18 protein-coding genes are annotated in these 21832 nt (G+C 34.6%); 2 read left to right on the forward strand and 16 right to left on the reverse strand.

Going from position 1 to position 21832, the window contains the following annotated elements; genetic code table 11:
• Nucleotides 1-175 precede the first annotated feature (175 nt).
• The 4 genes from H8S40_RS07685 to H8S40_RS07700 form a co-directional block, all read right to left on the reverse strand.
• Nucleotides 176-1567 (reverse strand): cohesin domain-containing protein, encoded by a 1392-nt coding sequence (locus H8S40_RS07685; protein WP_117989223.1) that lies wholly within the window; start codon nucleotides 1565-1567, stop codon nucleotides 176-178.
• A gap of 40 nt (nucleotides 1568-1607) precedes the next feature.
• Complete coding sequence (locus H8S40_RS07690) at nucleotides 1608-2933, reverse strand: LCP family protein (RefSeq protein ID WP_243116195.1); 1326 nt, start codon at nucleotides 2931-2933, stop codon at nucleotides 1608-1610.
• A gap of 79 nt (nucleotides 2934-3012) precedes the next feature.
• Nucleotides 3013-3924 (reverse strand): glycosyltransferase family 2 protein, encoded by a 912-nt coding sequence (locus H8S40_RS07695; RefSeq protein WP_118737932.1) that lies wholly within the window; start codon nucleotides 3922-3924, stop codon nucleotides 3013-3015.
• Between the two features lie 62 nt (nucleotides 3925-3986).
• Nucleotides 3987-5390: an undecaprenyl-phosphate glucose phosphotransferase gene (locus tag H8S40_RS07700; protein WP_118737931.1), complete on the reverse strand. Its 1404-nt coding sequence runs from the start codon at nucleotides 5388-5390 to the stop codon at nucleotides 3987-3989.
• Between the two features lie 260 nt (nucleotides 5391-5650).
• On the opposite strand from H8S40_RS07700, the gene H8S40_RS07705 reads away from it, so the two are divergent.
• Nucleotides 5651-6631: a glycosyltransferase family 2 protein gene (locus tag H8S40_RS07705; protein ID WP_118723793.1), complete on the forward strand. Its 981-nt coding sequence runs from the start codon at nucleotides 5651-5653 to the stop codon at nucleotides 6629-6631.
• 89 nt (nucleotides 6632-6720) lie between these two features.
• Here the strand turns inward: H8S40_RS07705 and H8S40_RS07710 are convergent, their stop codons facing one another.
• The 12 genes from H8S40_RS07710 to uvrB form a co-directional block, all read right to left on the reverse strand.
• Nucleotides 6721-7332: a GerMN domain-containing protein gene (locus H8S40_RS07710; RefSeq protein WP_118723563.1), complete on the reverse strand. Its 612-nt coding sequence runs from the start codon at nucleotides 7330-7332 to the stop codon at nucleotides 6721-6723.
• Nucleotides 7333-7355: 23 nt separating this feature from the next.
• Entirely contained in the window at nucleotides 7356-8264 is a 909-nt protein-coding gene (locus tag H8S40_RS07715) for a nucleotidyltransferase family protein (protein ID WP_186864972.1), read from the reverse strand.
• Nucleotides 8265-8313: 49 nt separating this feature from the next.
• On the reverse strand, nucleotides 8314-8589 hold the full coding sequence (locus H8S40_RS07720) for an HPr family phosphocarrier protein (RefSeq protein ID WP_118723561.1): 276 nt from the start codon (nucleotides 8587-8589) through the stop codon (nucleotides 8314-8316).
• Between the two features lie 35 nt (nucleotides 8590-8624).
• Nucleotides 8625-9950: a CdaR family protein gene (locus tag H8S40_RS07725; RefSeq protein WP_022075944.1), complete on the reverse strand. Its 1326-nt coding sequence runs from the start codon at nucleotides 9948-9950 to the stop codon at nucleotides 8625-8627.
• Nucleotides 9937-10809, reverse strand: coding sequence for a diadenylate cyclase CdaA (gene cdaA, locus H8S40_RS07730; RefSeq protein ID WP_118723560.1), 873 nt, complete (start codon nucleotides 10807-10809; stop codon nucleotides 9937-9939). The genes H8S40_RS07725 and cdaA overlap by 14 nt, the downstream gene beginning before the upstream one ends.
• Before the next feature lie 33 nt (nucleotides 10810-10842).
• On the reverse strand, nucleotides 10843-11922 hold the full coding sequence (locus tag H8S40_RS07735) for a hypothetical protein (protein ID WP_118723559.1): 1080 nt from the start codon (nucleotides 11920-11922) through the stop codon (nucleotides 10843-10845).
• Nucleotides 11919-12317 (reverse strand): hypothetical protein, encoded by a 399-nt coding sequence (locus H8S40_RS07740; protein ID WP_118723558.1) that lies wholly within the window; start codon nucleotides 12315-12317, stop codon nucleotides 11919-11921. Before H8S40_RS07740 ends, H8S40_RS07735 begins: the two co-directional genes overlap by 4 nt.
• Nucleotides 12318-12372: 55 nt before the next feature.
• The gene (locus H8S40_RS07745) at nucleotides 12373-13137 is read right to left on the reverse strand and encodes a ComF family protein (protein ID WP_366482678.1); all 765 of its coding nucleotides are present in this window, start codon (nucleotides 13135-13137) and stop codon (nucleotides 12373-12375) included.
• Nucleotides 13062-15272 (reverse strand): SF1B family DNA helicase RecD2, encoded by a 2211-nt coding sequence (recD2, locus tag H8S40_RS07750; RefSeq protein ID WP_186865636.1) that lies wholly within the window; start codon nucleotides 15270-15272, stop codon nucleotides 13062-13064. Before recD2 ends, H8S40_RS07745 begins: the two co-directional genes overlap by 76 nt.
• 19 nt (nucleotides 15273-15291) lie before the next feature.
• Nucleotides 15292-16281: a rod shape-determining protein gene (locus H8S40_RS07755; protein ID WP_022075950.1), complete on the reverse strand. Its 990-nt coding sequence runs from the start codon at nucleotides 16279-16281 to the stop codon at nucleotides 15292-15294.
• Nucleotides 16282-16369: 88 nt separating this feature from the next.
• Entirely contained in the window at nucleotides 16370-19219 is a 2850-nt protein-coding gene (gene uvrA, locus H8S40_RS07760) for an excinuclease ABC subunit UvrA (protein WP_118723556.1), read from the reverse strand.
• Nucleotides 19220-19238: 19 nt separating this feature from the next.
• Nucleotides 19239-21227, reverse strand: coding sequence for an excinuclease ABC subunit UvrB (gene uvrB / locus H8S40_RS07765; protein ID WP_121055103.1), 1989 nt, complete (start codon nucleotides 21225-21227; stop codon nucleotides 19239-19241).
• 225 nt (nucleotides 21228-21452) lie between these two features.
• On the opposite strand from uvrB, the gene H8S40_RS07770 reads away from it, so the two are divergent.
• Nucleotides 21453-21821: a BlaI/MecI/CopY family transcriptional regulator gene (locus H8S40_RS07770; protein ID WP_005341664.1), complete on the forward strand. Its 369-nt coding sequence runs from the start codon at nucleotides 21453-21455 to the stop codon at nucleotides 21819-21821.
• Nucleotides 21822-21832 lie beyond the last annotated feature (11 nt).

A 21832-nucleotide genomic window follows, 5' to 3' on the forward strand; every position in this document is an offset into this window, starting at 1 on the left:
CCCTCTTTCTCTTGTATTTTATAATGATATAATAATCATTCTTTGTGATGATTTTGTGTTCAATGTATAAAAAAACTTTGTTTAACTAAATGACTCCTTTTCCAACAACAAGAAACAACCCTATATTGTACTCTTGTTATTAGAAAAGGAGTTTTTATATACTTTCTTATTTTTTCTACAAGTCAATAAACTCTATATCATATTTTTTCTTAGAAGATTTTTTACTAGCTGATTTTTTATTTTTCGTTTGTGGTAATGGTTTTGTTTCATATGATTCATCATCATAATCATCGAATTCATCATAATCGTCATACTCATCATCCATAAAAGCATCATGGTCTTCTTCCATGTAATCATCATATTCTATTTCATAGTCGTCGTCTTTGCGTATAAATTGTTCGCGCGTTTTCTTCTTTGGCAAATCATTTTTTTCATCGTAATCATCATATAATTGATTAAGTTCGTCCGTTACATTTCTTAATTTGGATGCTATAACAATAATTATGATCAACATAATTATAATAATTGCCACAATTATAATTGCAATTTTTAATAGATTGTCTGACACTTCATTCTTAATCTGGTCTAGTAGCTGTCCTTTTTCTTTTGTCTCCCCTACTTTCTCAGAAGTACGCTCTACATACCTTTGGTATGTTTTATCAGTTGTATCGTATTGATAAAAAGCAATCTGTCCAGAAGGTCCTAATGCATTTACTAGATAAAATTCTTTATTTTCGCTATCCTGCCAAACTGGAAAAACAAGTCCGTTCATATCTAATGTTGTTTCTCCAAATGTTTTAGGCAATTTATCTGTATTAGAAGCTTCTCCTAAAACATAAATATACTGATCATTTATTAACTGTACCTGTTTAGCCAGTACAAAATGATTATCTGATTCATTATACATTGCATAAATCGGATCACTGTCACCAGATTTCACAAAGACAAATTTAACTCCTGATGCATCCTGCACAACTGCATTATAATCTGCGCCATTATAATTCACAGTCGTTCTAGAAAATCCTACAGGGATTAAAGCATCTGTAAAATCATTATAAATTGTATACTGCACTCCTGAGATTTCAAGTAGTCCATCTCCACCGCTTGCCAGTACTTGTTCCGATGTTCCTGCAGCTGCAATTGTAATATTAGTTGAAACATCCGGTAAATATAACGTCTCATCTGAAAATAGATATGCCGTAGATCCAGTACTTTGAAGCACGGTATTTCCTTCACCTATACATTTAAATACTATTGTGTAATTTAAACTTGTTTCTGTACCTGTTCCTGATGCGTTTAAAGAAACCACTCCATCTCCACCGCTTGCATTATCGCCACCGACAAACTCTAACATAGCACTATCATAATTCAATGTCAGACTTCCATCTCCTATCGGTTCTCCCGCTGTGCTAATAGAAACCGGAATTGTAATTTCCTCTCCAACCTTACCAGTAGTATCTGTAATTTGTACTTTTCCTTCAGCAGCAAAACTTATAATCCCATATGCAAGAAATACAACAAGTGCTGTCACTAAAGCCATGTACCCTCGGCTAATACATTTTTTCATTAACTTTTCATCCTCTCATTAAGTATTTTAAACAGTTTATTTAATATCCTGCACCTGTATCACTTTGACTTGAATCAGAACCATAATTATAGTCACCACTATAGTCGTTTGAATCATTATAATCTGTTTGCCCCGGATCATATGTTGTACTATCATCATAATTAATTCCATCATCATAACCTTGGTTACTATAATCAGTATATCCGTCATTATAATAAGAATCCGAACTGTCTGTCGTACCCGTACTGCCATTTTGACTTATACTTTCAAGTTCACTGTTAATAGCCGATAACGTAGATGACGGTGTATATCCATCTTCACCAAATAAATATTGATGCAAAGTTCTAACATTACTTTCTAATGTTAGAGGAACGACAACATTTCCTGCATCTTCATAATCCATAGTATCTTTTACTTCCGGAAAACCAGTAGTATCTGCCAGCTGATACTTCATGGCATCTTTTGCATAAGCCAAAATCTCTTTTAAAGTGAAGTTTGTTTCTATTTTAGGAAATACTTTATCAATAATCTTATTTATTGTTGCTAAATCTGCATGCTGAGCTTTTTCTGCTATTTTAGCCAATACTAATCTTTGACGCTCTGCACGCTTAAAGTCATCCCCTGCTGTATAACGGATTCTAGCATACGCTGTAGCCTGTACTCCACTTAAAGTCTGAAGACCTGAATGTTCTACTGCAACTGTATTAACACCAGTATTCTCAATTATTTCCATTATATAACCATTTAAATATTCAACTTCTTCATCTGTTACATCAATATCAATTCCACCCAGCGCATCAATCACATCCACCAATGCAGCAAAATCAACTGTAACATAATGTTGTATATCTAAATCCAAATTTTTATTCAACATAGCGATAGCCTGTTCTGCCCCACCAAATGAATATGCTGAATTTGCCTTATTGTATGTTCCATCTTTTTGTTGTAGTAAAGTGTCTCGATATACAGATGAAATCTTTACTTCTTTTGTTTCTCTATTTAAACTGGCAACCATGATCGTATCACTTCGTTCACCCATCTCGTCATTATTTGCTCTTTTATCCAGACCAAACAGTGCAACATTTAAATATCCGGATTCATCATAAGACAATTCATCTGAAATACTAAGGGCATCAACATCTAATTTTCCAACATTAAGTTTTCCCATTTTGCTTCCAACATAAGCCACACCAACAATTGCAGCAATAACAAAAATTAAAAGCACAATGCAAATCCCAACCAAAACTTTTTTACCCGTTGTCATGCCTCTTCTCTTTTGAGCTCTTTTTACATTTTGAGATTTTTTTCTATTCGCTTGTTTTCTCATTTTCTGATTTGACACAGAACGATTATTTCGCTTTGACATACTATTTCCTTTCCTCTTACCGTTTGTACTCCGCTGATTGATATCATACATGATTTTATTTAAAACATCAATCCATTTTCTACCAATATCTCTGATTCATTGTACATTTTTTAATCAACCACATCGGTAACTGACTATATTTTCTTCCAAGACAGTAACCCATATATTTAAATCCGCTCTGCGAAATCAATTTAATAATAAGCCACGGCTTTTTAATTTTAATTAAATAAATCATTGTATTTTTAACCAGACGCATTCCTTCTGACTCGGATTTAATGTTTTGAAATACTTCCGGATGTTCAACCTGCGAAACAGCAAGATCGAAATTTCTCTGGAATTGTTGTTTACAATTATAATTATGTGAATGAATCACTTTCGCTTCTGCAACATATTTTACTAGTCCACCGGATTGAATAATTTTTGCAGCCATAATCATATCTTCATTGAATATTGTTTTTTCTTCAAAGCCTCCCAATGACTCATAAACCGATTTCCTGTATGCTGCGCATACATCTGAACAAAAATATGTCTTAATCCCTAATGTTTCTAAATCTTCCATTGATTTTATTCTACTCTGTTCTGGATAGTTAAATGCTCTTGTATATCGCTCAATCACATTACATTTACTATTCGGTAATTGTCTCGCATAAGCAGCTGCAATCTTTTCATTATCAAATGCTTTTACTAATTCTTCAATTAAATATTCATTTACCGGCATAGCATCCTGGGTCATATAAACAATAATATCTGCATGGGATTGCATTGCACCTTCATGTCTGGTTCCCCCATGATCAAACTGTTCCGGCTTTATTTTTGAAATTCGGATTTTATCACTTAAATTTTTTAATTCTTTAGGAAATATACCTGTTTCTGTATCAATAATATGAATTTCATGAATCGGATAAGTTTGCTTTAATAATTTTTTTATCAAATAGACAACTGTTTCGTCTGGTCGATATGTCGGAATAATTATATCTACACTTTTATTCATTTTGCACCTTTTCACAATATCTTACATTATAATATTACTTATGTGTAATTGATTTTTGTTTATCAATATGCATTCTTATTAATAAATCCTTTAAGAAACGTTAACAGAATAATCTTTATATCAAATCCTAATGTCCAATTTTCAATATAATATAAATCATGTTCTATACGTTTACGGATAGATGTATCTCCACGATATCCATTCACCTGTGCCCAGCCTGTCAATCCTGGTCTGACTTGATGTTTTATCATGTATCGTGGAATCTCTTCTTTAAATTTTTCTACAAATAGTGGTCTTTCCGGACGAGGTCCGACAAGACTCATATCACCTTTTAATATATTGAACAATTGTGGTAGTTCATCAATACTTGTTTTTCGAATAAATTTTCCTATAGGTGTCACACGCGGATCATTTTTAACAGTCCATCCTTTTTTCTCATCTTTTTCTTTTTGTACAACCATAGAACGGAATTTATACATATAAAACGGTTTATTCTTCAATCCAATACGTTCTTGTTTAAATATCAACGGACCCGGATCGGTTACTTTAATTATAATTGATACAACTAACATAATCGGAGAGAACAAAATAATTGCAACTAACGCTCCGAATATATCCATCGACCGTTTCATAAAACGATTGATCCAGTTATTTAAAGGCACATGTCTTATATTAATAACCGGAAGTCCTTGAATATCTTCTGTATAAGGTTTTGTAGGAATAATATTATTATAATCGGGAATAAACTTTGTATGAACTCCCGATTTTTCACACATATTGACAATTTTTCTTAATTTGTTATACTCGTCCAACCCTAATGTAATTACAATCTCATCAAGTTTATTTTCAGGAAGGATAATTTGTAAATCGTCTGTGCAGCCAATTACATTAATCCCTTTATATTCTGAACCTATTTCAATGCTGTCATCCAAAATTCCTCTTATTTGATATCCCCATTCAGGATTTGCTTTGATTCGATCTATATATTCTTCTGCTGCATTACTATATCCAACTAAGATAATGTGCTTTAGATTATATCCGTTTTTTCGTATCTTACGCAATATCATACGTACTAGATTTCTTTCCAGAACTTCTCCAAACACATCAACTACACCGAACACAAAAAGCATTGTTCGAGATATATTAGGCTGTTTTATAACGTATAATACAACAATCAATGCCATAACACCGATTATATTTGCTTGTAAAATTCTCCACGCTTCTAGTCTTCTACCAAGAACCCGCTTAGGAACATACAGTTTAAAAATATAATATAGCATCAAAAATCCAGGAACAATCCCCCATAACCATTTCATATATTCCTGCAAAGACAGATACCATTCATCTAATTCAAATATACCACTCCGAAAACGGATATACCATGACAACGCATAAGCTAATATGATTACAATTCCATCTAGTACAACCTGAATTTGATTCAGCAATTTTTGATTTTCTTTAATCATTTTATTTTAACCTCTTGTTTTTTACATAATATGTAATCCAATAAAACATTCACCCAATTTTCTAATTACACTATCTGTTATATAATACAACATTTTACTCTATTGAACAAGTAAAAACACTAATTTTACACATATTTCTTCATTATTTTGTAACATTTATGTAAAAAATATAGTTTTTATAAATAATTTTGCTTTTTTATAGATTCTAAAAAAGAGATTTGTTATAATGCAATAAGATTATGCTTAAAAGTGAGGATATTATGAAAGTCACAATAATTATTCCAAATTATAACGGAAAACATTTTATGGAGCCCTGTTTAAAATCTTTAGAAGTACAAACATGTAAAGATTTTAAAATTCTTGTTGTTGATAATCATTCAACAGATGGCAGTCTTGAATACATGGCACAATATTATCCTGATATTGAAGTGATTGCTTTAAAGGAAAACTATGGATTCAGTACTGCTGTCAATACAGGTATACGTCATGCACAAACGCCTTACGTGATTCTTTTAAATAACGACACTACTGTTGACACCCATTATGTAGAAGCTATGATTCAGGCCATAGAAGAATCTCCTTCTATTTTTTCTGTTAGTAGTAAGATGATTCAAATGTATCATCCTGATCTTATTGACAGTGCAGGCGATTTGTATACCGTTCTTGGTTGGGGCGTATGTAGAGGTGCAGGTCGTTCTGTTCAGAATTACCAGAATACAGACAAGATTTTTTCAGCTTGCGCCGGAGCTGCCATTTACCGCAAGAAAATTTTTGAAAAGATTGGTTATTTTGATGAGTCACATTTCGCTTACTTAGAAGATATTGATGTGGGATATCGTGCGAAAATATATGGCTATCAAAACACTTATTGCCCTACAGCTCTTGTATATCATGTTGGAAGCGGAACAAGCGGTTCTAAATACAATACATTTAAAGTGAAGTTATCTGCAAGAAATAGTATTTGGCTAAATTATAAAAATATGCCATTCTTTCAACTCTTACTAAATTTTATACCTCTTGTTGTCGGTTATTTCGTTAAATATTTATTTTTCTGCAAAATCAATTTCGGCAACGACTATAAAGAAGGATTAAAAGAAGGTTGGGAAAAACGTAAATCTTGCAATAAAGTTCCTTTCCGCATGAGACATCTTGGCAATTATATAAGAATCGAACTGGAGCTTATAAAAAATACTTTTTCTTATATTTCTGACTGGATTCAAAGGAAACTATTAAAAAACTAACTAACGCAAATTTGTTTTTATATATTCCCTCCAGGCAAAACAAAAATCAGTACACGAATCAAATATCTCCGTGTACTGATTTTTATTTATTAATTAAATTTTCCCATAAATCCCGGATATTCCGCATGTCCGGTTGTAAAGACATCTCCATTTACTGTAATATGAATTTTATCACTTCCATATGCATCCAAAAATGTATTACAAATACTTCCTACAATATAGTATTCTGCTGAAGTACCTAACGTTTTAATATAAGTATTAAATTTATCAGAAAAATCTAACTCTAATAATTTTTCATTATCTTTTTCAAATTCTTTAAAGCTTAAAAGCGAAACATCTACAGGAAGCACTCCCTTATCGACCAATGCTTTTAACACTTCATTTGACGATAATGATTCTACTGCCACCTCTTCACTTTCAAATCCAGAAGCATCAGCATTACTATAATATACTTTTATATTGTCACCTGTTTGAACAGAAACATTTTGCTCATCTGGAATTTGCTGTTCCTCTCCCTTTTGTTTATCAGCATTTTCTTCCGTCTGCACGTCTTTATTTTGTTCTGTTTCATTAGCTGTTTCGATATCTTTTGTCTGTTCTGTTGAATTGGCTTTATTTTCTTTTGAATCTGCTGTTTTTCCACATCCTGAAATTAATGCCATCACAACAAGACCTATAATTATAAGTTTCCCTTTTTTCACTATTTATCGCCCCTTAACTATGATTAAAATAATTTATTAGGATATACTCCTGTTTCAATTAAATTATTAATTGCATTAACTACATCCACTTTATCTTCTTTGTATGTCACTCCAAACCACTTATCTTTAGATTGCAGCACACGAACCGATAACTTCTTTTCTTCCAAAAGCCCCCCTATAATTGTTGGAAGTAAGTATTCCGCTTTCAAATCTGTTGCATCTACATTTTCTAAAAATTCTACAAATCCATTTTCTAAAATAGTAAAGAAATCTGGACGTAATCCCCACATATTCATAGAAACCGGAGAGTCTACATCTATTTTTTTATCTCCGCTTTCACATTTAACAACAGCTCCATCTTCTGTCTTCTCTATATCGTGCGTTTCATTAATTTCTACCAACATATTAGATTCATTAACTTTGCACACTCCTCTTGTTACACTTCCATTGTCACTCAATGTATTTTTCAGTACAAAACCCACCATGCAGATTTCATCTTTCACGCTCTCTTTTGTTAAATAATCGTATGCTTCTTTAAATGCCTGTTTTCCATAATAATCATCTGCATTGATTACCAAAAACGGTGAATCCACAACATCTTTACAACACAAAATCGCCTGTCCTGTTCCCCATGGTTTTGTTCTTTCTGCAAATGTTTCTTGATATTTCTCCGGAATATCGTCTAATTCTTGATATGCATAGTCAACATCAATGACTTTTTCAATACGATTTCCAATAACTTCTTTAAAATCTTTTTCAAGATTTTTTCTAATTACAAATACAACCTTATCAAAGCCGGCTTCCATTGCATCATAGATAGAATAATCCATAATAATTTCACCATTTGGTCCCACCGGCTCTAACTGTTTAATTCCTCCGCCAAATCTGCTCCCGATTCCTGCAGCCATAATTACTAATGTTGCTTTACACATTTGTCTTCTTCCTCCTACTTCCTTTATGATTTTTAATTTGACAAGCTTATCATTCTCCCAAGCCAGCCTGCACAATTGCTATCATTTCATCTAATGCTTTTTCTTCATCTTCTCCATCACAAACAATTGTAATTTCATCTCCACTTTTAATACAGGCTCCTAATATGCTCAATACACTTTTTGCATTTGCTGTCAGTTCACCAGTCCTAGTCGTTTTTTCAATTGTAATTTTTGCGCCAAATTGCATGGCTGTTTTGCAAAATAAACCAGCGGGGCGTAAATGCAATCCTGTTGGATTTTTAATTATCACTTTTCCGCTTACCATTTTTTGCCTCCCTATTTTCCTCGTTTGTCTTATTATCAATCTTTTTTTGAACTATCTGTCGTCTTATTATCTATGCTGCTTGATTTCTCAACTCCACTTTGCTCAGATACATCCGTCTTTTCTTTTAACATAATTCTTACACTTGGCTGCTCTGTCAGAGTTACTCCCGTAGCGGTTTCTATTGTTACTGGGACATCATACTCTCCTTCAGCTGTATAATTTTTCAAATCAATTGATGCTGCATTTTTTATATCTAATGTTGCAAGTTCCTGCTCTAAACCAGTAAATGTAAGTATCAAATCTTTCTCTGCCTCAAAAGAGACCTTAAATTCATCAGATAAATTCTTGACTTGTATTGATTCTACCGGTAATTCTATGGTTTTTGTTCCTTCTTGTTCAATTAGAATTGTTACAACTACATTATTAGCTGTTTCATCAACCAAAGATACTTCTTTTGGAAGAAATGGTGTAATGTCAATTGTATATTCTTTTTTACCATGTTCATTTGTTATATCTATCTGATCTGCCGGAATATTAATACTATCTATCTCAGCCAAAACATCTTCTGTCCCACAAATCTGTACACTTTCCGGTTCTACAGTCATTCCGGTATAAATATAACCTGCTTTCGGTTCCCCTGACACTGCAAAGTTCAATCCGACATTTTTGGTATTCAGCATCTGAACATTTACGCTGATTCCTTTATCTCCAAGATTATTACTTAGTTTTGTCTGATCTACAACATTTCCATTTGAATCATAACATATCAATTCTGCATCTACAACACCGCTGTCTGACATCCCTGATATATCTATCTTGGCAACTACTTTTTCAATACTATCAATTAAAGTTTCAGATCCTCGCAAGGTTACCTCTTTCGGATTTGTTGTCATTTCTCCAACTACATATCCATCCCTAGGCGTTCCACTTGTACTAACAGATATAGGGAATTTTTTTCCGGTAACATCTTGAATGTTAACTTCTATATTTCTCGGATTTGTATCTACAGATTGTATATTTGCTTCATACTCTTTTACTGTTGCCGTTATCGGAACCATATAAGTATTCACATCCATCTGACTTAAATCAGCAGTCGCTGAAATCGACTCTCCACTAATTTTTGAAATCAAAGAACGTTTTGCATATACTGTTACATTTACTTTTTGAACATCATCTACAATTTGATATACTTTTCCTTTATTTGTAACAACATCATCATTTATTACAGTAATTGGAATATCTCTGTATACAGCACTCACAACTGGGTCATCTACATTGACAACGATAACCCACAACAAGACTGCAAATAAAAACGCCATAATTTTCAAGCCTATATTTTTGGTCATATTATGCATCTTCATCTTTACGCCGTCCTTTCCGCAGAGAGAACTTTTTAGAATCACCATTTCTGTACTGAATTTGACACAATCGAGTACCTAAGTAATCCGGAGTGACTCCGCGTACTAATTGTCCTCCCATTGCAACTGATACCTGTCCTGTTTCTTCTGAAACTACAATCACAAGAGCATCACACACTTCACTCATACCGAGTGCAGCTCGATGTCTTGTTCCAAAATCTTTACTTATTTGCATATTATCAGAAAGTGGCAAATAACATGTTGCTGATGTAATGCGATTTCCTCTGATAATCACTGCCCCATCATGAAGCGGTGTATTATGTTCAAAAATATTAATTAAAACTTGCGGTGAAACCTTACAATCTAACTCTATTCCTGTTTTTTCATATTCTGTCAAATGAATTGCCTGCTCTACTACGATTAATGCACCTGTTTTAACGCGTCCCATATCAAAACAAGCTTTTACAATACCATTCACGGTTTCATCAGAAAAACGTTGATTTTCTTTATTCTTATCAAATAAATTAATATTACTTAGAAGATTTTTCTCACCAAGCTTTTCTAACGCTCTTCTTAACTCTGGTTGAAACACTACCACAGCTGCAATAGCAAGTACATTGATTGACTCTTTTGCCAGGAATAGAATTGTATGCATCTGAAAAATAGCTGCGAACAGAATAAAAAATCCTAACATAAGCATTCCACGTAACAGCATCCATGCCTTTGTATTTTTTATCCACAGCATAATCTCGTAAACAACAACTGCTATAATTAAAATTTCCACAATATCTGTGATGCCAACGGAAGGGAAATAAGATTCATGTATATATTTGTCAAAAAAAAGGGTTACCCAACGCTGCACAACATCACCTCCCAGAATTATCTTGACTAGCTACTACTTTTTGGCAGTATCGTCAATTCCCAATTCTTTGTTTAAACTTCTTGTTAAAAGCAAATCCTCTGCTCGTTCATTTCTACCATAATTATTTGTTGTTTCCTGTTTATCATTCTGCTCTATGGACTTCATCTCATCATTTTTTGCATCATTTGTCTGTCCTGTAATTTGTTTTACGTTTTTTTCTGGTGCGGTAACTGCTACTTTTGGAACTGCTTTTACATAATAATGATACTCATCATCCTCAAATTCCAAGTATTCTGTTCTGCTATAATCCACGGACAAAAATAGAACTTCAAACAACAACCCTACTATTATTGCAAGTATCCCATCAATCAGCATAGATGGGTATGCGATATGGATATTAAACACGACATTTCCAATTACACTGAGTGCTACTGCTGTAAGTACTCCTGCTACAGTTGCGATTTTCCATGCATGATCAATCGAACGAGTTCTCAGCCCATATACAAGGAGTCCACAGACTATAACTATTACCATCATTAATATCATTTCTTTGTTAGAAAAAAACTGTTTAACAAATTTCATCACCATTACTAACAGATTATGTGCCGCTTCCCCTTTAAAAGAAGTTGAACTGATCTTAACAATATGAACCATGTAAAATGTAAAAGTTCCACATACTGCTGAAATTAAATACAATGGTGTCCCTAACAATCCAATCCCGATTACTATTGCAAATGGAATTTTACATGCAAATCCAACTGCAGTTAACAAAATTAACCAAGCCTGGTCTGGCACAAACCGCAAATAAAATATGTACATCAAAAGAAAAAACACACCTGTTATTAACATGAGTCCTAATGACAAAGTATACATATGTGCTAAAATAAGTATTGTAGCTATCAGAGTCATCACTCCCAATGGCAAAAATGCACATATAAGTGCCAACCCAATTGTACAAATTGAAGTAGAAGCTATTTTCAAGAACCCTATATTTGAATTAATCATCCCAAATACTGCTATTCCCAAAGCGAATTGTAATATTCTGATAATATAAAAAGAATATTTTGCATATAATTTTTGAAATTGTTCTCTCCATACCAAAACTGTACTCATGACCTACGCTCCTTTTTTCCATAGTTTTCTAATTTGGACATATCTCTGTAATATCTTTTCACTCGTTGTTTTGCACGATTATGTTTCGATTTATAATAACTACTTGCACATACACCATAAATCACAAGAACTATGATATATCCCACAATAACAAGACCGACTAAAATAAGCATTCTGACAATAGTAAGATTTTCAAAAAGAATATCCATTCCACATACAGCAGCCAAACCAACAATAATTGCATATCCTATCGTTATCCACAAAATCGTAATCAATGTATTTAAACTGATATAGTCTTTTTTATAATAACTGCTGATTTTCTGATCTTGTTTCGCATTTGTCTTTTCATACGAAGCCATACGAACCATTAATCGTATTCTTTTCTTATCCAGCATTTTACACCCTCCGATATAAACTATTCCAAAACATCATTTTAAGTATAGCATATACTCAGAGTCCTTGTCCAATGCTTATCGTTAAAAAGTAAACTTTTTGAGTTCCGGCCTTTTTCAATACCTTTGCAACCCTATCCATCGTACTTCCGGTTGTATATATATCGTCAATTAATAGTACTTTATTTTTTACTTCCCATGTTTTTTTAACCCCAAATGCACCTTTGAGATTTCTACTTCGCTCCATTGGATTTAATATTTTTTGCGGTTTTGTATTGCGAATGCGAAATACAGCATTTTCATTTACTGGAATTCCTGATAAAATGCTGAGTTCTTTTGCAATCAATAAGGCTTGGTTAAATCCTCTTTTTCTTTGTTTTGCTTTATATAGTGGAATTGGGATTATTTCTTCAATTTCATTTCTATATATCCATTCCTCGTATCTTTTCATCATCTCTTCTGCAAAGACACTTGCATAATATCTCTTATTATGAAATTTAAATTGATAAATTCCTCTTGAAACAGGTTGTTTCTGAATCCACAATCCTCTTCCCTGGTCAAATATATGCTTTTGTTTTGCACAATCTTGACAATATTCTTGCTCCATTGTTTCAACAGGCTTGCCACATTTCATGCATCTTGGTTCTTTAATATAGTGGATTTTCATTTTACAAAGATCACAAATTTTTTGATTGGTAATATTACCACAGAAAGGACATCTAGGCGGATAGACGATATCCAGAAATTTTAAAATTCCTGGATATGCTCTGCCAGACTTGTATAGCGATTCTGCTCGCTTTTGTTTTGTATCATATATTGAAATACGTCTTCACTCCCAACAATCGTCAAACATTTTTTTGCTCTGGTTACTGCAGTGTATAATAGATTTCGATTATATAGCAATTTTGGTCCTTGCAATAATGGGATAATTACTGCCGGATATTCACTTCCTTGTGATTTATGAACTGTGATTGCATATGCAAGTTCTAATTCTTCTGTTAACTCAAATGGATAATTTATCCTTCGATGTTCATCATATTCAACTTCCACTGTTCTGTTAAAAGTGTTGATTTCTGTTACAATTCCCATATCTCCATTAAATACGCCTTGCCCTTTATCAACTGCAATTCCATATTTTGTTCGTACTTCCCATTCTAGTTGGTAATTGTTCTTTATCTGCATCACCTTGTCTCCCACACGGAAAATACGTCCATTAATCTCTTCTTCTGCTTTCCCCGGCTCAGATGGATTTAAATATTTCTGCAAAATAATATTCAATCTTTCAACCCCAAGAAGTCCTTTTCTGGTTGGTGTCATTACCTGTATATCATTTTGTGATGCATTCACATATTTGGGTAATTTTTTCTGAATCAATGTCAAGATTACACGGATTATCGTATCTGCGTCCTGGCGTTTCAAAAAGAAGAAATCGCGACTTTTATTATCAAGAACAACTGGCTGTCCTGCGTTTATTTTATGTGCATTAACTACAATATCACTTTCTCCGGCCTGGCGGAAAATTTTAGTCAATGTAACTACACGAAAGCGTTCAGATAAAATAATATCTTTTAGCACACTTCCTGCTCCAACCGATGGCAACTGATTCACATCTCCCACTAATACCAAACGCGTTCCCACAACAATTGCTGATAGCAACGCATTCATCAATGGTAAATCTACCATTGACATCTCATCAATGATAATCACATCCGCCTCTAAAGGATTCTCACGATTTCTCATAAAGCCATTAATATTACCTTCTTCTTCCGGATTTCCGCTCACCTCTAACAAGCGATGAATCGTTTGTGCCTCATATCCAGTTGCTTCTGTCATACGTTTTGCCGCACGACCTGTTGGAGCCGCAAGTAAAATCTGCATGCCTTCACTTTCAAAAAACTGTATCATGGTATTGATTGTAGTTGTCTTTCCAGTTCCAGGACCACCTGTTAATACAATCAGACCATGCTTGATTGATTCAATCACTGCTTGATGCTGCATTGTATCTAATACAAGATTCTCTCGTTCTTCCACCTTCTTAAGTCTTTTTTCTATCATACTTTCCGGCATAGGACAGTCAATTGCTAACTCATTCAGCATCCTTGCAACATTTAATTCCAAATAGTAATAATGTGCCGGGTAAACTCTGATCTCGCCATTTTTTTCTTTCATGACAGTCTTATGTTCTATACATAAATCCATAATATATTTCTCAATACTGTCGATTTCAATTCCAAGAATTTGAATTGCTTTTCTTGTCAATACTTCTTTCGGCAGATAAATATGTCCTTCGGCTGTTGCTTGCTGCAAAACATAATAAAGACCGCTTCTTATACGAAAATCTGAATTTGCCGAAATACCTACTCTTGTTGCGATTTCGTCTGCAGTTTTAAATCCTACTCCTTCAATATTGTCTGCTAATTGATATGGGTTTTCTTCCAAAACCTGGTAGAGTTTTGTCCCATAAAATTTAAATATCTTCACCGCAAGCGTAGTAGAAATCCCATATTTTTGCAAATATATCATTGCTTTTCGCATATCTTTCTTTTCTTCTACTTGTATTGCAATTTCTCGTGCTTTACGCTCACTGATTCCTTTGATTTCGGCCAATCGCTCCGGTTCTTCCTCTATAATCCGAAATGTATCCTCTTTAAATTTTCGAACAATCCTGCCTGCCAGTGCAACCCCCAGACCTTTTATTGCTCCTGAACCAAGATATCTTTCGATTGACATCAAATCCTCTGGTTCTTTTACTTTATAACTGCTGACCTTCAATTGTGTGCCATACACATTATGCGTCACAAACTCACCTTCAATTTCCAGCAGCTCGCCTTCATTAATAAAGTTAAAAGTGCCAACGCATGTCACTTCTCCATCTGTTCCTTCTAAATTAAATACCGTATATCCATTTTCATTATTGCGAAATACAATATGCTCCACATACCCGGTTACTATTTCCATTTCTTTCGTTACTCTCTTCTTATAATTCTCTGCTTCCACCAATATATTCAGCATACTGACCCGTTCCTACCGCAACTACCTTCAACGGATCTTCAGCTGTTATTGTATGAATCCCTGTTTTTTCTTCAATCAACTCTTCCAATCCTCTTAACATAGAGCCACCTCCGGTAAGAAGTATCCCTCTGTCCAGAACATCTGCGGATAGTTCCGGTGGCGTCTGTTCCAATACAGAAATAACAGCTTCTACAATCTGACCGCTTATCTCTTTTAAGGCTTCTTCTGTTTCGGAAGATGTTACTAAAACTGTTTTTGGCAATCCCGTCACTAGATTTCTTCCCTTTACTTCCAATTTTTCAATTTCTGCCAGAGGATACGTTGTACCAATTTTGATTTTTATTTCTTCTGCTGTACGATCTCCTATCAGTAAATTATGCTTTTTCCTCATATAACGCACAATAGCTTCATCAAAATCATCCCCTGCAATTTTTATAGAAGTATTAACTACAGTTCCACCTAAAGAAATAACAGCAATATCAGATGTTCCGCCTCCGACATCAACAATCATATTTCCACATGCCTTGGAAATATCAATTCCTGCTCCAATCGCTGCTGCGACTGGTTCTTCTATCAAGTGAACTTCTCTTGCTCCGGCTGCAAATGTAGCTTCTTCCACTGCTTTCTTCTCTACTTCAGTAACTCCACTTGGAACACATATACAAATTCGTGGCTTTTTAAAAGTTCTTCGTCCTAGTGCTTTTAATATAAAATATTTAATCATCTTTTCTGTTATTGTATAATCAGAAATCACACCATGCCGAAGCGGACGAACAGCTATAATATTCCCCGGTGTACGGCCAAGCATCAATCTTGCTTCTTCTCCAATTGCTTTTACTTCATTTGTCTCTCTGTCATAGGCTACAACAGAAGGTTCTTTTAATACAACCCCTTTTCCTTTTACATAAACCAGAACACTTGCTGTTCCTAAATCAATTCCAATATCTACAGCCATGCAATAACTCCCTTTCGAACATTTATTATTTATATTCTTTCGTATCTTTCTATAATAACGTAATTAGCTGTAGAAGAACAGCTCTTTCTTATTTATTTTTCTTAAGTATTGCATCTATATATTTTCCTGTGTATGATTTCTCATTCAATGCTATTTCTTCCGGAGTTCCACAGGCAACTACTGTACCACCTTTATCTCCACCTTCCGGTCCGATATCAATAATATAATCTGCTGTTTTAATCACATCTAAATTATGTTCTATAACAATAACTGTATTCCCTTCCGCAGTCAATCTCTGTAATATTTCTGTTAATTTATGAACATCTGCAAAATGAAGCCCTGTCGTTGGTTCATCCAAAATGTATACTGTCTTTCCAGTACTTCTCTTACTTAGTTCCGTTGCAAGCTTAATTCTCTGTGCTTCTCCTCCGGATAATTCCGTAGAAGGCTGTCCTAATCTGATATAAGACAGACCAACATCGTTCAAAGTTTCCATTTTCCTACGGATACTAGGAATATTTTCAAAAAATGTTACTGCTTCTTCTACTGTCATATTTAACACATCATAAATATTTTTTCCTTTATATTTCACATCCAACGTCTCTCTATTGTAACGCTTTCCTCCGCATACTTCACATGGAACATATACATCCGGCAGAAAATGCATTTCAATCTTTAAGATTCCATCTCCGGAACAAGCTTCACATCGGCCTCCTTTTACATTGAAACTAAATCGACCTTTTTTATATCCTCTTGCTTTTGCATCCGGGGTGGCCGCAAACAAATCCCGGATCAAATCAAATACTCCGGTATAAGTTGCAGGATTAGAACGCGGCGTTCTTCCAATTGGAGACTGATCAATGTTAATTACTTTATCAACCTGCTCCAATCCTTCAATTCTTTTGTGTTTTCCTGGAATTGTTCTCGCACGATTGAGTTCTTTTGCAAGTTTTTTATACAAAATTTCATTTACAAGAGAACTTTTGCCCGATCCAGATACTCCGGTTACACATGTCATAACTCCTAATGGAAATTTGACATCAATATTTTTTAAATTATTTTCCTGTGCACCAATAACCTTCAAATATCCTGTTGGCTTTCTTCTTTCTGTTGGAACAGGGATTCTCTTTCTCCCACTCAGATAATCTCCCGTGATAGAATTTTTACATTTCATTAATTCTTTCGCCGTCCCTATTGCAACAACCTGACCGCCATGTTCCCCTGCTCCTGGTCCGATATCCACAATACAATCTGCTGCAAGCATTGTATCCTCATCATGTTCTACAACAATAAGAGAATTACCCAGATCACGCAATCGTTTTAACGTTGCCAGCAATTTATCATTATCTCTTTGATGCAGACCGATACTTGGTTCATCCAAAATATATGCAACTCCTACAAGGCCCGAGCCAATTTGAGTTGCAAGACGGATTCTCTGTGCCTCACCTCCTGAAAGTGTTCCTGTTGCTCTTGACAATGTTAAATACTCTAATCCGACATCCATTAAAAATTGTATGCGAGCTTTGATTTCTTTTAATATTTGATCCCCGATTATATGTTGTGTCTTGCTTAAGACTAAATTATTCAAAAATTCCTGCAGACAATCAATAGATAACGATGTTACTTCTGCAATATTTTTATCGCCTACAGTTACTGCCAATGCACTTTTTTTCAAACGTTGCCCTTTACATTCTGAACACGGAGTAATATTCATAAATGTTTCATATTCTGCTTTACTGTTTTCAGAATGTGTTTCACGGTATCTTCTCTCAACACTCTTTATTAAACCTTCAAATGCAACATCATAAATTCCCTCTCCTCGCTGACCTTTATAGTATACTTTTATAGTTTTTCCATTGGTGCCGTAGATTAGAATATCATGAATCTTCTTTGGATATTTGTCGAATGGTGTATCTAAATCAAAATCATATTCTTTACATAATGCGACAAGAATTGCATTCGTAAAACTATTCTTATCTGCGCATGACTGCCATCCCATTACTGTAATCGCCCCTTCATTAATACTAAGTGAAGGGTCAGGAATCATCAATTCTTCCGAAAACTCCATCTTATATCCAAGTCCAAAGCAAGCCGGACATGCCCCAAATGGATTATTAAAAGAAAAACTTCTTGGCTCGATTTCTTCTATACTTATCCCACAATCCGGACACGAAAAACTCTGACTAAAATTCATTGTTTCACCGTCAATGATATCTACAACCAATAAACCTTCTGCCAAGTTTAACACATTTTCAATCGAATCTGTCAGCCGCTTTTCAATACCCGGTTTTACAACAAGACGGTCTACTATAATTTCAATATTGTGTTTTATATTTTTATCTAAGACTATATCTTCTGATAATTCATACATATTACCATCAACACGGACACGGACATATCCGCTTTTTTTTGCACGTTCAAATAATTTTGTATGTGTCCCTTTACGTCCTCTTACAACCGGTGCTAATAACTGAATTTTCGTTTTCTCTGGCAACGCCATAATCTGATCTGCCATCTCGTCTACTGACTGCTTTTTTATTTCCTTCCCACATTTTGGACAATGTGGAATCCCGATTCTTGCATACAAAAGTCGAAAATAATCATAAATTTCTGTCACTGTTCCAACTGTAGAACGTGGATTATGGTTTGTAGATTTCTGATCAATTGAAATAGCAGGGGATAAGCCTTCTATACTTTCTACATCCGGTTTTTCCATCTGTCCTAAGAACTGACGTGCGTAAGATGACAAAGACTCCATGTATCTACGTTGTCCCTCTGCATAAATCGTATCAAATGCAAGAGAAGATTTACCCGATCCACTCAAACCAGTCAATACAACAAGCTCATTTCTCGGAATATCTACATCAATATTTTTTAAATTATTCTCATTTGCGCCTCGAATTTTAATATACTGTCTGGCGTCCATCTTTTTACCCATATTCTGTCTCCTACCATCATTAATCATCTATCTCATTGAATGCTTTTTTTAACTCTATAAGTTTATCTCGCAACTCTGCTGCAAGTTCAAAATTCAATTCTGCTGCTGCTTTTTTCATCTTCTTTGTAATACTTCCGATTAATTTCTCCAGTTCCTCTTTGCTCATAGATTCTGGATCTTTCTCCATCTGTAATTCCGAAGTATCCACTTTCTTAGAAATGCTGATCAAATCTCGAACTGCTTTTTTAATTGTCTGAGGTGTGATTCCATTTTCCTCATTATATTTCATCTGAATTTCTCGACGTCTTTTTGTTTCTTCTATTGCCATTCTCATAGAATCGGTCACCGTATCAGCATACATAATAACATGACCTTCTGCATTTCTCGCCGCACGTCCTATCGTCTGTATCAACGAAGTCTCTGATCTCAAAAAGCCTTCCTTATCTGCATCTAAAATTGCAACAAGTGTAATCTCCGGAATATCTAATCCTTCTCTCAGCAAATTAATCCCGACCAGTACGTCAAAAACATCCATACGCATATCACGTATAATCTCTGTTCGTTCTAATGTATCAATATCGGAATGTAAATATTTTACACGTACACCGACTTCTCTTAAATAGTCTGTTAAGTCTTCTGCCATTCTTTTCGTCAATGTTGTGATTAATATTTTGTTCTTTTTCGCAACTTCTTTGTTAATCTCACCTAGCAAATCATCTATCTGTCCCTCAACCGGCCGCACTTCAACCTCAGGATCAAGAAGACCTGTTGGACGGATCACCTGCTGAGCACGCAATAATTCATGTTCTTCCTCATACACGCCAGGCGTAGCTGAGACAAACAACACTTGATTCACCTTGCTTTCAAACTCCTCAAAATTGAGAGGTCTGTTATCTTTAGCAGAAGGCAGACGGAATCCATAATCAACCAACGTTGTCTTTCTTGACTGATCTCCATGATACATCCCCGCTATTTGTGGAACTGTCTTATGTGATTCGTCAATCATCATAATAAAATCATCCGGGAAATAATCAATCAATGTATATGGAGGTTGTCCCGGTTGCAATCCGGATAAATGTCTGGAATAATTTTCAATACCGGAACAAAAACCTGTTTCTTTTAACATTTCAACATCAAAATTTGTACGCTCTGCTATACGCTGTGCCTCCAATAATTTATCTTGGCGTTTGAATTCCTTCACACGTTCTTCCAATTCATCTTCAATCGCACCTACAGCACGTTTTATGTTTTCCTTATCAACAACATAATGTGAAGCCGGGAAAATTGCAGCATGTTTTAATTCGCCCTTAATTTCACCGGTTAAAACATCAACTTCAACAATTCTATCAATTTCATCTCCAAAAAATTCCACTCTGATAGCAGTGCTTTCAGCATTAGCCGGTATCACTTCCACAACATCTCCTCTGACACGAAATGTACCTCTATGAAAATCCATATCATTACGATTGTACTGAATTTCTATTAATTTTGAAATCAATTCATCTCTGTCCTTCTCCATGCCCGGACGCAATGAAATAACCATATTCTGATAATCTAATGGACTACCAAGACCATAAATACAAGAAACACTGGCTACTATAATAACATCTCTTCGTTCTGTCAGTGCCATTGTTGCGGATAAACGCAATTTATCTATCTCATCATTAATTGCTGAATCTTTAGCAATATAAGTATCTGAAGACGGAACATAAGCTTCTGGTTGATAGTAGTCATAATAAGAGACAAAATATTCCACTGCGTTATCCGGAAAGAACTCTTTAAATTCCCCATATAACTGCGCTGCCAGTGTCTTATTGTGTGCTATGATCAGCGTTGGTTTATTCAATTGTTGGATGACATTCGCCATCGTAAATGTCTTACCAGATCCGGTGACGCCAAGCAATGTCTGACACTGATTGCCTTCTTTAAAACCTTCGACTAGTTCTTTGATTGCCTGTGGCTGGTCTCCTGTTGGTTTATATTCTGATACTAATTCAAAATGATCCATATGATTTCTCCTGATTGAATCTAATTTATTTTGGAATGTAGTAATATTATTTCTAGTATTGTTACTTGTCTAGTATATCATTCAATATAAAAAAAGTACAGAACAAAACCGAATGTTTGTTCTGTACTTTTGTATTTGTGTTGCTGTTCACTCTCGCGTTGACAGAATAACCTTTTAAGATATATAATATTTTTATTACATTTGTAAGATTTGGAGGAATATCACATGAGCAATCTGCCTCAAATTTCAGAAGCTGAATTTGAAGTTATGAAAATCGTTTGGAAATACGCACCAATCAGCACCAATGAAATTACTGAAAAATTAACACAAATTTCCAGTTGGAGTCCTAAAACAATTCAGACATTGATTAAACGTCTCGTTTCTAAAAAAGCACTAACCTATGAAAAACAAAGCCGGGTTTTTGTCTATACTCCATTGGTCAAGGAAGACGAATATATTCGGCAGGAAAGTAATTCTTTTTTAAAGCGTTATTATAATGGTAATATCACTTCTATGCTTGCCTCTTACATTGAGGATGATAAATTGTCTGAAGAAGACATTGCCAGCTTACGGAATCTTCTTTCCAATCATTAACCATGGGAGGA

It is taken from the genome of Ruminococcus hominis (genome assembly GCF_014287355.1).
GTDB classification, from domain to species: domain Bacteria; phylum Bacillota; class Clostridia; order Lachnospirales; family Lachnospiraceae; genus Schaedlerella; species Schaedlerella hominis.

What these genes read in the sequence shown, in the direction of transcription:
- recD2 (WP_186865636.1), bottom strand. Translation starts at nt 15,272, where the DNA reads ATGGAAATAGTAACCGGGTATGTGGAGCATATTGTATTTCGCAATAAT.
- H8S40_RS07720 (WP_118723561.1), bottom strand. Translation starts at nt 8,589, where the DNA reads ATGGTAAGCGGAAAAGTGATAATTAAAAATCCAACAGGATTGCATTTA.
- H8S40_RS07685 (WP_117989223.1), bottom strand. Translation starts at nt 1,567, where the DNA reads ATGAAAAAATGTATTAGCCGAGGGTACATGGCTTTAGTGACAGCACTT.
- H8S40_RS07695 (WP_118737932.1), bottom strand. Translation starts at nt 3,924, where the DNA reads ATGAATAAAAGTGTAGATATAATTATTCCGACATATCGACCAGACGAA.
- H8S40_RS07770 (WP_005341664.1), top strand. Translation starts at nt 21,453, where the DNA reads ATGAGCAATCTGCCTCAAATTTCAGAAGCTGAATTTGAAGTTATGAAA.
- H8S40_RS07725 (WP_022075944.1), bottom strand. Translation starts at nt 9,950, where the DNA reads ATGAAGATGCATAATATGACCAAAAATATAGGCTTGAAAATTATGGCG.
- uvrA (WP_118723556.1), bottom strand. Translation starts at nt 19,219, where the DNA reads ATGGGTAAAAAGATGGACGCCAGACAGTATATTAAAATTCGAGGCGCA.
- H8S40_RS07755 (WP_022075950.1), bottom strand. Translation starts at nt 16,281, where the DNA reads ATGGCTGTAGATATTGGAATTGATTTAGGAACAGCAAGTGTTCTGGTT.
- H8S40_RS07715 (WP_186864972.1), bottom strand. Translation starts at nt 8,264, where the DNA reads ATGTGTAAAGCAACATTAGTAATTATGGCTGCAGGAATCGGGAGCAGA.
- H8S40_RS07705 (WP_118723793.1), top strand. Translation starts at nt 5,651, where the DNA reads ATGAAAGTCACAATAATTATTCCAAATTATAACGGAAAACATTTTATG.
- H8S40_RS07740 (WP_118723558.1), bottom strand. Translation starts at nt 12,317, where the DNA reads ATGCTGGATAAGAAAAGAATACGATTAATGGTTCGTATGGCTTCGTAT.
- H8S40_RS07700 (WP_118737931.1), bottom strand. Translation starts at nt 5,390, where the DNA reads ATGATTAAAGAAAATCAAAAATTGCTGAATCAAATTCAGGTTGTACTA.
- uvrB (WP_121055103.1), bottom strand. Translation starts at nt 21,227, where the DNA reads ATGGATCATTTTGAATTAGTATCAGAATATAAACCAACAGGAGACCAG.
- H8S40_RS07690 (WP_243116195.1), bottom strand. Translation starts at nt 2,933, where the DNA reads ATGTCAAAGCGAAATAATCGTTCTGTGTCAAATCAGAAAATGAGAAAA.
- H8S40_RS07735 (WP_118723559.1), bottom strand. Translation starts at nt 11,922, where the DNA reads ATGAGTACAGTTTTGGTATGGAGAGAACAATTTCAAAAATTATATGCA.